The organism is Methylocella sp., from assembly GCF_044226135.1.
In the GTDB taxonomy this organism is placed as follows: Bacteria; Pseudomonadota; Alphaproteobacteria; order Rhizobiales; family Beijerinckiaceae; genus Methylocapsa.
Window position 1 is genome coordinate 94,003 of the sequence record NZ_JBGAHM010000005.1, and the last position, 12,886, is coordinate 106,888.

Below are 12,886 nucleotides of genomic sequence, written 5' to 3' on the forward strand. Positions count from 1 at the left end.
GGCTAGATTCGGCTGAAATGACGGCCAGGGAGGTTCGAAATGAACGCAGTCGTCGCGGGCTATGCGCGCACCCCCTTCACGCCGGCGGCGAAAGGCGCGCTCGCCGGCGTGCGGCCGGACGATCTCGTCGGCGCGCTGATTGCGGCGCTCGTCAGCCGCTCGGGCGCCCGCGCCGACGACGTCGAGGACCTCATCGTCGGCTGCGCCTTCCCTGAAGGCGAGCAGGGGCTCAATCTCGCGCGCATGGCCGGGCTTCTCGCGGGCCTGCCCAAATCCGTCGCCGCCGCCACCGTCAACCGCTTCTGCGGCTCCTCCATGACCGCGGCCCATATGGCGGCGGGCGCGGTCGCGCTCGGCGCCGGCGAGCTTTTCGTCGCGGCCGGCGTCGAAAGCATGAGCCGCGTGCCGATGGGCGGCTTCAACCCGCTGCCCAATCCCGCGCTCGCCGAGGTCGAGCGCGGCGCCTATATGGGCATGGGCGAGACGGCCGAGAACGTCGCCGCCAAATGGGCCGTGAGCCGGCGCGACCAGGAAGCGTTCGCGCTCGCCTCGCAGCGCCGCGCGGCGCAGGCGCAGGCCGAAGGGCGCCTGACGGCCGAAATCGTCCCCGTCGAGACGCGCTCGGGCGCGATCGCCGCCGACGGCTGCCTCAGGCCCGAGACCACGCCCGAAGGCCTCGCGGCGCTCAGGCCCGCCTTCGACGAGAACGGCGTGGTGACCGCCGGAACCGCCTCGCCGCTCACCGACGGCGCGGCGGCGGTGCTGATCGCCTCCGAGGACTACGCGCGCCGCATGGGGCTCGACATTCTGGCGCGCATAAAATCCGTCGCGGTCTGCGGCTGCGCGCCGGAGCTCATGGGGATTGGCCCGATCGGCGCGACGCGCAAGGCGCTCGCGCGCGCCGGCCTCGCCGCGCGCGACCTCGACGTGATCGAGCTTAACGAGGCGTTCGCGGCGCAGGCGCTCGCCTGCGCGCGCGACCTCGGGCTCGATCTCGAAAAGACCAACATCGACGGCGGGGCCATCGCGCTTGGCCATCCGCTCGGCGCGACCGGCGCGCGCATCCTCGGCAAGGCGGCTTCGCTGCTGCGGCGGGAGGGCGGACGCTATGCGCTCGCCACGCAATGCATCGGCGGCGGCCAGGGAATCGCCACGATCCTGGAGGCCGTATGATGGCCGACATGTCTGACGGCGGCGGGAGCGCGGCGGGGAACGCGGGCGCGATCGCAAAAGTCGGCGTGATCGGCGCGGGCGTGATGGGCGCGGCCATCGCCGCCCATGTCGCCAACGCCGGCGTTCCCGTGGTCCTGCTCGACCTCGCCAGAGACGGCGAGCCGGGGGCGCTGGCGCGCGCCGCCGTCGAGCGCATGCTGAAGGCCGATCCCGCGCCCTTCATGAGCCGCGCCGCCGCCAAGCTCGTCGCGCCGGGCGACCTTGACGCCGATTTCGGCCTTCTGTCCGACTGCGACTGGATCGTCGAGGCGGCGGTCGAGCGGCTCGACGTCAAGCAGGGGCTCTACCGTCGCGTCGAGGCGGTGAGAAAGCGCGGCGCGGCGGTCTCCTCGAACACTTCGACCCTGCCGCTCGCGGCGCTGACGCAGGGGCTGCCCGAGCGTTTCGCGGAAGATTTCCTCGTCACGCATTTTTTCAATCCGCCGCGCTACATGCGCCTTCTCGAGATCGTCGCGGGGCCGCTGACGCGCACCCAGACGGTCGCGCGCGTCGCGCGTTTCTGCGACGTCTTTCTCGGCAAGACCGTGATCTTCTGCAAGGACCGGCCGGGCTTCGTCGCCAACAGGCTCGGCGCCTTCTGGCTGCAGGCCGCCGTGTCGCTCGCGATCGCGGAGGGGCTTGACGTCGAGGAGGCCGACGCGCTTCTGAGCCGGCCGGTCGGCGTCCCCAAGACCGGCGTCTTCGGCCTGCTCGATCTCGTCGGCCTCGATCTCACGCCCCATGTGGCGCAGAGCCTTGCGGCCGCGCTCGCCCCCGACGATCCGTTCCAGCGCGTGGCGAAGCCGGCGCCGGCGCTTGAGGCGATGATTGCGCGCGGGCTCACCGGCCGCAAGGCCGAGGGCGGATTCTACCGCCTCAACCGCGCCGGCGGCGGCCGGGTCAAGGAGGCGATCGACCTTGCGACCCTCGACTATCGCACGGCGCGCAAGCCCGCGATCGAGGCGCTCGACGAAAGCCGCGGCGACCTGCGCCGCCTGATGTCCCACGACAGCCGCGAAGGCCGATATGTGTGGCGCGTGATGAGCGGGACGCTCGCCTACGCCGCCGCGCTCGTCGGCGACGCGGCCGACGATCCGGCCGCCGTCGATACGGCGATGCGGCTCGGCTACGGCTGGCGCCACGGGCCCTTCGAGCTGATCGACAGGATCGGCGCGGGCTGGCTCGCGGACCGGCTTGCGGCCGAGGGGCGCCCCGTTCCCGATCTGCTGCGCACGGCCGCCGGGCGCGGCTTCAGCCGCGTCGAGAACGGCGCGCGCGAAACCCTTCAGGCCGACGGCGCCTATGCCCCGGCGCGCCGGGGCGACGGCGTGCTCCTGCTCGAAGACGTGAAGCTGCGCGGCGCGCCCCTCCTCAGGAATTCCGCCGCGGCGCTGTGGGACGTCGGCGACGGCGTCGCCTGCTTCGAGTTCACGAGCAAGATGAACGCGCTCGACCCTGACACGCTCGAGCTGCTGATGCGCGCGGTTCATGAAGTCGGGCGCCGTCACAGGGCGCTCGTCATTTATAACGAGGGCGAGAATTTCTCCGTCGGCGCCAATCTCGGCCTCGCGCTGTTCGCCGCCAACATCGCGATCTGGCCCGAGATCGAGATGCTCGTCGCGCAGGGCCAGACCGCCTATCGCATGCTGAAATACGCGCCCTTTCCGGTGGTCGGCGCGCCGTCCGGCATGGCGCTCGGCGGCGGCTGCGAGATCCTGCTTCACTGTGACGCCGTGCAGGCGCACGCCGAAACCTACATGGGCCTCGTCGAGGTCGGCGTCGGCCTCATTCCGGGCTGGGGCGGCTGCAAGGAGATGCTGGCGCGCTGGGCCGCGCACGGGCGCCTCCCCAAAGGCCCGATGCCGGCGGTCTCAACGGTTTTCGAGCTTGTCGGCACGGCGCGCGTCGCGAAATCCGCGGCCGAGGCGAAGGAGCTTCTCTACCTTCGCCCGGGAGACGGGATCACCATGAATCGCGACCGGCTGCTCGCCGACGCCAAGGCGAAGGCGCTGGCGCTGGCGCCGGGCTACGCGCCGCCGCCGGCGCCGGCGTTCGCCCTGCCGGGGCCAAGCGGCGCCTGCGCCCTGCGGCTCGCGGCCGGCGCGTTTCGTCTCGCCGGCAAGGCGAGCGCCCATGACATGACGGTGCTTTCGGCGCTCGGGAGGGTTCTTTCCGGCGGCGACGCCGACGCGCTTTCGCCGATCGGCGAGGACGCGCTCCTGAAGCTCGAGCGCGAGGCCTTCATGAGCCTCGTGCGCGACCGCGCGACGCTCGAGCGCGTCGAGCACATGCTGGAGACGGGCAAGCCATTGCGCAACTGAGTTTCGACGCGGCCGCCCGGGTCCGAAAGCTTGCGGCTTCCGGATGGGCGCCTTGAAGGATGACGCCGGTCATGATGAGCTACAAAGCCCCGCTGCGCGACATGCGCTTCGTCCTTTACGAGCTGATGGGCGCGGACGAGGTCGCCGCCCTGCCGGGCCATGAGGAGTTCTCGCGCGAGCTCATGGACCCGATCCTCGATGAGGCGGCGCGGCTCTGCGAGGACGTGCTCTTTCCCCTGAACCGTCCCGGCGACGAGGAGGGTTGCGCCTTTGAAAACGGCGTGGTGCGCACGCCGGAGGGCTTTCGCGAGGCCTATCGCCGCTATTGCGAGGGCGGCTGGTCCTCGCTCGCCTGCGATCCAGCCCACGGCGGGCTCGGCGCGCCGCATATGCTGAACGTCATGATCACCGAGATGATCTGCTCGGCCAATCTCGCCTTCAGCCTCTATCCGGGGCTCACGCATGGCGCCTATCTCTGCCTCGACGAGCATGGCTCCGACGCGCTGAAGGCGGAGTATCTGCCCAAAATGGCGTCGGGCGAATGGTCGGGCACCATGTGCCTCACCGAGCCGCAATGCGGCACGGACCTCGGCCTCGTGCGCACGCGCGCCGAGCCGCGCGCCGACGGCTCCTATGCGCTCTCCGGCTCGAAGATGTTCATTTCGGCGGGCGAGCACGACCTGTCCGACAACATCGTCCATCTCGTGCTGGCGCGCCTGCCCGGCGCGCCGAAGGGCGTCAAGGGCGTCAGCCTGTTCCTCGCGCCCAAATACCTGCCGCGCCAAGACGGCGCGCCCGGAGAGCGCAATGGCGTCTCCTGCGGCTCGATCGAGCACAAGATGGGCATCAGGGCCTCGGCCACCTGCGTGCTGAATTTCGACGGCGCGACGGCCTTTCTCGTCGGCGCGCCGCACAAGGGGCTGCGCGCCATGTTCTCGATGATGAACGCCGAGCGCCTCGCCGTCGGCGTGCAGGGGCTCGGCGTGGGAGAGGCGGCCTATCAGGGCGCCGCCGCCTACGCCCGCGAGCGGCTGCAGGGGCGCGCGCTGAAGGGCGCTAAATATCCCGAAAAGCCCGCCGACCCGATCCTCGTGCATCCGGACGTGCGGCGCATGCTCCTGACCCAGCGCGCCTATGTCGAAGGCTGCCGCGCGCTCGCCGCCTGGGCCGCCCGCAGCCTCGACCTCAGGCGCTCGCCCGACGCCGCGGCGCGGCGCGAGGCCGAGGATTTCGTCGCCCTCGTCACGCCGATCGTCAAGGCGCTCCTGACCGACCTCGGGACCGAGGCCGCCAATCTCGGCATGCAGATCATGGGCGGGCATGGCTACATCCGCGAGAACGGCATGGAGCAATACGCCCGTGACGCGCGCATCGCCCAGATCTATGAAGGCACCAACGGCGTTCAGGCGCTCGACCTCATCGGCCGCAAGACGGGCGCCCACGCGGGCCGCTATCTGCGCGCCTTCTTTCATCCGGTCTCGGCCTATGTCGAGGCGAAGTCGGGCGAGGCCGCGCTCGCCGAATTCGTCGAGCCGCTCGCAAAGGCCTTCGGCCGCCTGCAGCAGGCGACGGCCGAGACCGCGCGCGCGGCGCTGCGCGACCCGGACGAAGCGGGGGCGGCGGCGACCGACTATCTGCGCCTGTTCGGCCTCGTGGCGCTCGCCTATCTGTGGGCGCGCATGGCCGAAATCGCGCTTCAGAAACAGGGCGCGGGCGAGGACGACCGTTTCTATGCGGCCAAGATCGCCACGGCGCGCTTCTACATGCGGCGGCTGCTGCCGCAGACGAGCGGGCTCGCCGCCGCGATCAGGGCCGGCGCCGCGCCCGTCATGGCCTTCGACGATCTGGCCTTTTGAGCCTCAGCGCGCCGGGGCGGGGGCGGGGATGGAGGAAGGCGCGGGCGTCGCGTCGTGGCGCGGGCCATGGCCAAAGCACAAGAGGGCGCCGAGGACGAGCGCGGCGACCGTCGGCCCGGAGATCCAGAGGCGGCGCAGGCGCCGGCCCTGGAGGGGCGCGGCCCTGCGGGCGAGCCGCAGCGCCGGACCCTCAAGCGCGATCCACAGCCTTGCGGCGTCGCGATAGGCGCGCTCATGGTCTGGATCGGCGTCGAGCCAGGCGGCGAAGTTCCGCTCAAGCGACGGACTGGGCTTCGCGCCGGCGCGGCGCATGAGCCAGAGCGCGGCGGCGTCGCGCTGCGCGTCGTTCGGCCCGTCGCCGCCATGCGCCGTCATGAGTTTCGCCTTTCTGGGCCCGAGCCGCTTTTTACATCCATTCTAATAAACGAGCGAGGCCAAATTTTCCGCACATAAGGATGCGGAATTTTCCGGCCCGCCGTCGCATTTCGGCGCGGCGGCGCGGTTGAACGGGCGCGGCGGGCGGTCTAATCGAAGCCGATGCCGAAACTCTCCGTCGCCGTCGAACGCTTTCCCATCGCCGGCACTTTCGCCATCTCGCGCGGGGTCAAGACCGAAGCCGTCGTGATCGTCGCGACGCTCGAAGGCGAGGGCGCGCGCGGACGCGGCGAATGCGTCCCCTATGCGCGCTATGGCGAGAGCGTCGAACGCGCGCTGGCCGACGTCGAGACGGCGCGGGCGGCGCTCGAGGCCGGGGCCGGCCGCGACGCGCTGCAGGCGCTGCTCGCGCCAGGCGCCGCGCGCAACGCGCTCGACTGCGCCCTGTGGGATTTCGAGGCCAAACGCAGCGGGCGGCGCGTCCATGAGATCGCCGGCCTGCCGGCCCCGCGCGCGGTCTCGACCGCCTTCACCCTGTCGGTCGGGACGCCTGAAGACATGGCCACGGCGGCGCGAAGGGCTGCGGCGCGCCCCCTGCTCAAGGTCAAGCTCGCCGGCGAAGGCGACGAAGCGCGGCTTGCGGCCGTGCGCGCGGCGGCGCCCGCGGCGACGCTGATCGTCGACGCCAACGAAGCCTGGGCGCCGCACGACCTCGAGCGCCGGCTCGAGGCCTGCGCGCGGGCCGGCGTGGCGCTCGTCGAGCAGCCGCTGCCGGCCGGGCGCGACGAGGCGCTCGCCCGGATCGCACGGCCCGTGCCCGTCTGCGCCGATGAAAGCGTCCATGCGCGGGCGGGCCTCGCGGCGCTGCGCGAGCGCTATGACGCGGTCAACCTCAAGCTCGACAAGACCGGCGGCCTGACCGAGATGCTGGCCTGCGCGAGGGACGCGCGCGCGCTCGGCTTCGATCTTTTCGTCGGCTGCATGGTCGCCTCCTCGCTGGCCATGGCCCCGGCGCTGCTCGTCGCGGGGGAGGCCCGCTATGTCGACCTCGACGGGCCGCTGCTGCTGGCGCGCGACCGCCCCGAGGGGCTCGTCTACGAGGGTTCGCAGATCCTGCCGGCCCCGCCCGCGCTCTGGGGCTGAGCGGCGCGGGCCTGCGCGCCCGACGCCTTGCGTCACGCCGCCGCGCAAGTTGACTAAATCCTATCCGCTAATAACGCCCCGTTTCGGCGAGGGCGACGCAACGTCTTTCCAGCACTCTTCATGTCAAAGCCGGCGTTACGCTGCGTCATCTCGACGATATGACGCAGCGGAGCCGCCGGCGGAGACTGGAGAGCCGGCGGAATGTTTTGGATTTATCTCAAAATTGTTTGCGGTTTACGCGCGAATTCGCGGGGTCCGCGCCGGTTCGCTGCGTTAGGCGTCTTCTTCGCCGCAAGCCTGCTTGGCGCGGCCTGCGCGCCGGCGACGGCCGCGCCCTTCATCGCCGTCCGTCCGTTCACGGCGAAGCCCGGAGACGTGTTCAGCCTGCACGGATCGGGGTTTGGCGCGGCGCCGCGCATCTTCCTCAAGGCGCTGCGCGCGCAAAAGACCGTCGAACTCGCTGTCAAGAGCGCGGAGGACGGCACGGCGGTGACGCAGGTCCCGAGATCGCTCGTCCTCGACGTCTACGAGGTCACGGTCGCGAACGGCGGCGCGACGAGCGCCCCCGCGCGCCTCAACGCGCCGGAGGCGCATCATTTCGACATGCCCGACGCCGCGCCGGGGACGCGGCTGCGCGTGTTCGGCCGCAATCTCTACATCGGCCCGCTCGCGCCGGCCGCCGTGTTCGTCGACGCGGCGAGCGGGGCCGAGCTCAAGGGGGTCGTGACGACCTCGGGCTCGAGTCCCTATGCGCTCTTTGTCACGCCGCCGGCGGGCGTCGTCGCCGGCCGCAGCTACCGGGTCAAGGTGTTCAACGGCTATGTCTGGAGCGCCCCGAGCGCCGCGACGCTGCTCGGGCGCGACCGCGGCCCGGACCCTTTCGCCGTCGGCCTGCCCTGGGCCTTCGATTTCGCGGCCACGGCCGCCGACGGGCCGGGCTACAAGGCCGGCGCCGCGGGGGCGAAGAAGGCCGACCATCATGTCTTCAACGTCAAGACCGACGTCGCCCTGTCGGTCAGGGCGAAGGGCGACGGCAAGGCCAATGACGCGGCGGCGATCCAGAACGCGATCAACCTCGCGGCGGCCTACGGCGGCGTCGTCTATCTGCCGCCGGGCGTCTATGACATCGGCTCGGCCAGCATCGACCTCAAGCCGGGCGTGGTGCTGCGAGGCTACACTGCGGCGTCGTCGAAAATCGTCTACCGGGCGACGCGGCCGGGCTTCATCATCGAGCCGGGCTCCGCGCTGACGGGCTTCGTCGACCTCACGCTCCAGAATCAGGACGCGAGCGGAGCGACGAGCAATCTTTCAAGCTACGACCAGCCCTTCGGAAAGTTCATCATCCAGCGCGTGGTCTGGGATCTTGGCACGGGCGGCCCGATCTCCCTCAAGGGCGACCGCATCGCCATCCTGAACTCCACCTTCAGGCAAAGGGTCAATTATCTGACCGGCGATCCGGCGCAGCGCACCGGCGGGATCGGGCCGTTCAGGTTCGCCTCGGTCACCAATGTGGTCCTGCGGAACAACACGATCAGCTGGACCACCGACCAGATCTCCTTCAAGGACGTGACGGGCGCGCTCGTCGAAAACAACCGTTTCGTGCGCAGCGCCTCCGACGTCATCGTCGCCGGTCCGGGCCAGGCGAGCTGGTCATGGCCCTTTCCCTATCCGCCGCGTCCGGTCGCGATGGGCGAGAAGGTCTCGCGCGTCATGGGCCGCCAGCTCTCGACCAATTTCGTCGCCAATCTCGTCATCCAGAACAACGCCTTCTCGACCTCCGACGGGACCATCCTGTGGAACAACAATGACGGCGAAACCATCCTGAGCGAGGGCGGCGGCCCTTCGCCGCGCGAGGAGGCGGGGACCATCGCCTCGGTCTCGGGCGCGCAGCTTCTGGCGCGGCCCAAATGCCCGGGCTGCGGCTGGCGCGTCTATCCGGGCGCGCGGCTCTTCGTCGTCAGCGGCGCCGGCGCCGGCCAGCACAGGCGCGTCCTTTCCTGTGACGGAGACGCTTTCACGCTCGAATCGCCCTTCGACGTCGCGCCCGCGGCGGGCGACCGCTTCTCGGTCGCCGTGCCGTCGCTCGAAAACGCGATCATCCGCAACAACACCATGTCCGGCAATCCGTTCGGCGTGGCCATGTATCACGGCGCCCATCTCAACGTGTCGGTGGTCGCCAACCAGCTTGTCGACAATGGCGGGATTTATCTGTATCCGGCGCAGAAGGCGCCGAGCGGCGCGCCGCGCGAATTCAACGTGGCGCTCAACATCGAGATCAACAACAACGCGCTGCGCAACACGAAGGGGCTGTTCCCGTCCTATGTCACGGTCAATTTCGTGATGATCTCGGAGAACGACTTCTGGGGGCGAAGCCTTTACGCGATCGAGGCGCGCGCCAACCAGATCGTCGCACGCAAGGGCACGCTGGCGCTGTTTTCCGAAGAGGGCTTCAACCACATGACCGTCTACCAGAACGCGGGCGGCGGGCCGTTTCTCGGAGGCTCGCCGAGCGCGATGCGCGGCATGGTGTTTCAGGGCGACGTCTGCGTCAATTGCCCGGTCGCCTACCGCCTCAACACCGGCTCGGTCGACACGACGATCTGGAACGCCGTGACGAGCGCTTCGGCCGGCTCCGTCTCGACCTTCCTGAGCGACCTCGCGATCGTCCCGGCCGTCGGCAAGTCCAAGGGCACGGTCGTCGGCAAGGACTAGCCCCGCGAAAAGGGGGCGGGCGCGGCCCCGCCCCCGGAGCGTCGCCGGCCGGGCGGACAGGCCCGGCCGGCAAAAATCGTCAGATCGTCTGGTTGTAGGCGCCCACTTCCGGATTCTCGCGCAACACCCCGTCGATCGCGGCGAACATCTCGCGCATGCGCGCCTCGGAGACGGGGCTTTCGACCACGACCACGAGCTCGGGCTTGTTCGAGGAGGCGCGCACCAGCCCCCAGGTGCCGTCCTCGACCGTCACGCGCACGCCGTTGACGGTGACGAGGCTCTTGATCTTCTGGCCGGCGAAGGACGCGCCTCCGGCGTGCAGGGCGGAGAGCCGCGCCAGCACCTTGTCGGCGACGCCATATTTCTTCTCGTCGTCGCAATGCGGCGACATCGTCGGCGAGCCCCAGGTCTTGGGCAGCGCCGCGTAAAGATCGGCCATCGACTTGTCGGGATTGCGGTCGAGCATGTCGAGCACATGGATCGCCGTCAGAAGCCCGTCGTCATAGCCGCGCCCGACCGGCGCGTTGAAGAAGAAATGGCCGGATTTCTCGAAGCCCGCGAGCGCGCCAAGGTCCGAAACGCGGCGCTTGATGTAGGAATGCCCGGTCTTCCAGTAGTCCGCCTTCGCGCCGCGCGCCTGCAGCTCGGGATCGGCGGCGAACAGGCCGGTCGACTTCACGTCGACGACGAAGGTCGAATTGGGATAGAGCGCCGAGAGGTCGCGCGCCAGCATGACGCCGATCTTGTCGGCGAAGATCTCCTCGCCATGATTGTCGACGACGCCGCAGCGGTCGCCGTCGCCGTCAAAGCCAAGCCCGACGTCGGCGCCCGTCTCGCGCACCTTGTCGGCCATGGCGTGCAGCATTTCGAGGTCTTCGGGGTTCGGATTGTAGCGCGGGAAGGTGAAGTCGAGCTTCGTGTCGAGCGGAATCACTTCGCAGCCGAGCGCTTCGAGGATCTGCGGCGCGAAGGCGCCGGCGGTGCCGTTGCCGCAGGCCGCCACCACCTTGAGCTTGCGCCTGAGCTTCGGCCGGTTGGTCAGGTCGGCGGCGTAGACGGCGGGGAAATTCTCGACATAGCGGTAGGAGCCGCCCTCGGCGAAACGATAGGCGCCGGCGAGCACGATCTCCTTCAGCCGGCTCATTTCGTCGGGGCCGAAGGTGACGGGGCGTTGCGCGCCCATCTTGACGCCGGTCCAGCCATTGTCGTTGTGCGAGGCGGTGACCATCGCGACCGCCGGCGCGTCGAGCGCGAATTGCGCGAAATAGGCCATCGGCGAGAGCGCGAGGCCGATGTCGTGCACCTTGACGCCGGCGGCCATCAGGCCCGAGATCAGCGCGATCTTGATCGAGGCCGAATAGCCGCGAAAGTCGTGGCCGGTGACGATCTCGGGCTTCACGCCGGCCTCATGCAGGAAGGCGCCAAGCCCGAGGCCCAGCGCCTGCACGCCCATGAGGTTGATTTCCTTCTCGAACAGCCAGCGCGCGTCATATTCGCGGAAGCCCGTGGGCTTCACCATCGGCGTCGTTTCATAGGCGAGCGTGTTCGGAAAGAGCTGCGGCTGGGGCTTCGGGAACATGGACGCCTTCCAGGGTTGCGGACGCGCAAAGACGCCCGGCGCGGTGAGCTTGAGCCGCGCTTAGCACAAGTTTGGCGACGAATGAATGGCGCGCGCCGCGCCGGCCCGCCCGCCAGGGCGCGAAGCCGGCCTATTTCTGCCTGGCGATGATCTGGTCCTTGATCTTGTCATAGACCGCGCCGGGCAGAATCTTCTTCTGCACGAGCTCGTCCTTGCCCTTGTAGGGCCGGTTCTTGATGATGTCGCCGGCGCGCGCGAGGCCCACGCCCGGCAGGGCGCGCAGCTCGGCGTCGCTCGCCGAATTGATGTCGATGAGCTCGGTTCTGGCGTGCGGCGCGGCGGGCTTCGCCGCGGGGGCGGGCTTGGCGCCCGGCGCGGGCGCGGCGGAGGGCGCGGCCGTCTGCGCGGCGGCGGGCGCGAGCGCGCCGGCAAGGGGCAGGGCCAGCGCGCAGGAGAGGGCGAGCGCGAAGGGAAGGGCGCGAATCTGGGTCATGGCGAGGCTCCGGCGCAGGACGGCGCGGGCGCCAGAATGACAGTTCGGGCGCCGGCCACAACGCCCCGGCCGGCGTTCACGCGAAATATGATCCTGCGCGACGGGTCAGGCGATCTGCGCGGTCTGCGGGTGATGTTCGAGCGCCGCAAGGAAACGCTCGGCCTCGAGCGCGGCCATGCAGCCCATGCCCGCCGCCGTCACCGCCTGGCGATAGATGTCGTCGGTCACGTCGCCGGCGGCGAACACGCCCGGCACGTTGGTCGCGGTCGAATCCGGCGCGGTCCTGACATAGAAGTTGGGCTTGAGCTCGAGCTGGCCCCTGAACAGGTCGGAGGCCGGCTGGTGGCCGATCGCCACGAACAGCCCATGCGCGTCCACCTGGCGCAGCGCGCCGCTCGTCACGTCCTTCAGCGTGACATGGGTCACGCCGGGCGGCTCCTGCGTCCCGTGGATCTCCTCGACGGCGTGATTCCAGATCACCTCGACATTGGGGCGGGCGAAAAGGCGCTCCTGCAGGATGCGCTCGGCCCGGAAGGCGTCGCGCCGGTGCACGACCGTCACGCGGGCGGCGAGATGGCTGAGATAAAGCGCCTCCTCGACCGCGGAATTGCCGCCGCCGACGACGATCACGTCCCGGCCGCGATAGAAGAATCCGTCGCAGGTGGCGCAGGCCGAGACGCCATAGCCCTTGAACGCCGCCTCGGAGGGAAGGCCGAGCCATTTGGCCCTGGCGCCCGTGGCGACGATCAGCGCGTCGCAGGCGTAGGCCTGCCCGCTGTCGCCAAACAGGCGGAACGGGCGGCGCGAGAGATCGACCTGCGTGACATGGTCGGAAATCATGTGGGTTCCGACCTTCTCGGCCTGAAGCCGCATCTGCTCCATGAGCCAGGGGCCCTGGACCGGCTCGGCGAAGCCCGGGTAATTCTCGACGTCGGTCGTGATCATGAGCTGGCCGCCGGCTTCGAAGCCCGCGATCAGCACGGGTTCGAGCATGGCCCGCGCCGCATAGATGGCGGCGGTGTAGCCGGCGGGCCCCGACCCCAGAATGATGAGGCGGGGATGGCCGGTCGAGGGGGCGGGCGCGGAGGACGTCATCGGGCGGGTCTCAAGGGTCTCGCGGACGGAACGGGCCGCCCGCCGAATTTAGGCGCGGCGCAAGGCGGGGGCAACCTTTGCGCCGCGCCCGTGGCGGGGG

General features: G+C 70.1%; 9 protein-coding genes. 5 read left to right on the forward strand and 4 right to left on the reverse strand.

The window, feature by feature from the left end:
• Positions 1-39: 39 nt before the first annotated feature.
• The 3 genes from ACILRB_RS04255 (at position 40) to ACILRB_RS04265 (ending at position 5,389) form a co-directional block, all read left to right on the forward strand.
• Entirely contained in the window at positions 40-1,173 is a 1,134-nt protein-coding gene (locus ACILRB_RS04255) for a thiolase family protein (protein WP_395665053.1), read from the forward strand.
• Positions 1,173-3,533 (forward strand): 3-hydroxyacyl-CoA dehydrogenase/enoyl-CoA hydratase family protein, encoded by a 2,361-nt coding sequence (locus ACILRB_RS04260; RefSeq protein WP_395665054.1) that lies wholly within the window; start codon positions 1,173-1,175, stop codon positions 3,531-3,533. The genes ACILRB_RS04255 and ACILRB_RS04260 overlap by 1 nt, the downstream gene beginning before the upstream one ends.
• A 71-nt stretch (positions 3,534-3,604) precedes the next feature.
• Positions 3,605-5,389, forward strand: coding sequence for an acyl-CoA dehydrogenase C-terminal domain-containing protein (locus ACILRB_RS04265; protein WP_395665055.1), 1,785 nt, complete (start codon positions 3,605-3,607; stop codon positions 5,387-5,389).
• Positions 5,390-5,392: 3 nt separating this feature from the next.
• Here the strand turns inward: ACILRB_RS04265 and ACILRB_RS04270 are convergent, their stop codons facing one another.
• Positions 5,393-5,764: a FecR/PupR family sigma factor regulator gene (locus ACILRB_RS04270; protein ID WP_395665056.1), complete on the reverse strand. Its 372-nt coding sequence runs from the start codon at positions 5,762-5,764 to the stop codon at positions 5,393-5,395.
• Positions 5,765-5,926: 162 nt separating this feature from the next.
• On the opposite strand from ACILRB_RS04270, the gene dgcA reads away from it, so the two are divergent.
• Both dgcA and ACILRB_RS04280 read left to right on the forward strand, forming a co-directional pair.
• Entirely contained in the window at positions 5,927-6,907 is a 981-nt protein-coding gene (gene dgcA / locus ACILRB_RS04275; protein WP_395665057.1) for an N-acetyl-D-Glu racemase DgcA, read from the forward strand.
• Positions 6,908-7,282: 375 nt separating this feature from the next.
• Entirely contained in the window at positions 7,283-9,619 is a 2,337-nt protein-coding gene (locus ACILRB_RS04280) for a glycosyl hydrolase family 28-related protein (RefSeq protein ID WP_395665058.1), read from the forward strand.
• A 79-nt stretch (positions 9,620-9,698) separates the two neighbouring features.
• Here ACILRB_RS04280 and ACILRB_RS04285 read toward each other — a convergent pair whose 3' ends face one another.
• From ACILRB_RS04285 to trxB, 3 genes are all read right to left on the reverse strand, one after another.
• A complete protein-coding gene (locus tag ACILRB_RS04285; RefSeq protein ID WP_395665059.1) occupies positions 9,699-11,198 on the reverse strand; it encodes a phosphomannomutase/phosphoglucomutase in 1,500 nt (499 codons plus the stop codon).
• Between the two features lie 130 nt (positions 11,199-11,328).
• The gene (locus tag ACILRB_RS04290) at positions 11,329-11,691 is read right to left on the reverse strand and encodes a ComEA family DNA-binding protein (protein ID WP_395665060.1); all 363 of its coding nucleotides are present in this window, start codon (positions 11,689-11,691) and stop codon (positions 11,329-11,331) included.
• 105 nt (positions 11,692-11,796) lie between these two features.
• On the reverse strand, positions 11,797-12,786 hold the full coding sequence (gene trxB, locus ACILRB_RS04295; protein ID WP_395665061.1) for a thioredoxin-disulfide reductase: 990 nt from the start codon (positions 12,784-12,786) through the stop codon (positions 11,797-11,799).
• Positions 12,787-12,886 lie beyond the last annotated feature (100 nt).

What these genes read in the sequence shown, in the direction of transcription:
- ACILRB_RS04290 (WP_395665060.1), bottom strand. Translation starts at nt 11,691, where the DNA reads ATGACCCAGATTCGCGCCCTTCCCTTCGCGCTCGCCCTCTCCTGCGCG.
- ACILRB_RS04260 (WP_395665054.1), top strand. Translation starts at nt 1,173, where the DNA reads ATGGCCGACATGTCTGACGGCGGCGGGAGCGCGGCGGGGAACGCGGGC.
- trxB (WP_395665061.1), bottom strand. Translation starts at nt 12,786, where the DNA reads ATGACGTCCTCCGCGCCCGCCCCCTCGACCGGCCATCCCCGCCTCATC.
- ACILRB_RS04255 (WP_395665053.1), top strand. Translation starts at nt 40, where the DNA reads ATGAACGCAGTCGTCGCGGGCTATGCGCGCACCCCCTTCACGCCGGCG.
- dgcA (WP_395665057.1), top strand. Translation starts at nt 5,927, where the DNA reads ATGCCGAAACTCTCCGTCGCCGTCGAACGCTTTCCCATCGCCGGCACT.
- ACILRB_RS04270 (WP_395665056.1), bottom strand. Translation starts at nt 5,764, where the DNA reads ATGACGGCGCATGGCGGCGACGGGCCGAACGACGCGCAGCGCGACGCC.
- ACILRB_RS04265 (WP_395665055.1), top strand. Translation starts at nt 3,605, where the DNA reads ATGATGAGCTACAAAGCCCCGCTGCGCGACATGCGCTTCGTCCTTTAC.
- ACILRB_RS04285 (WP_395665059.1), bottom strand. Translation starts at nt 11,198, where the DNA reads ATGTTCCCGAAGCCCCAGCCGCAGCTCTTTCCGAACACGCTCGCCTAT.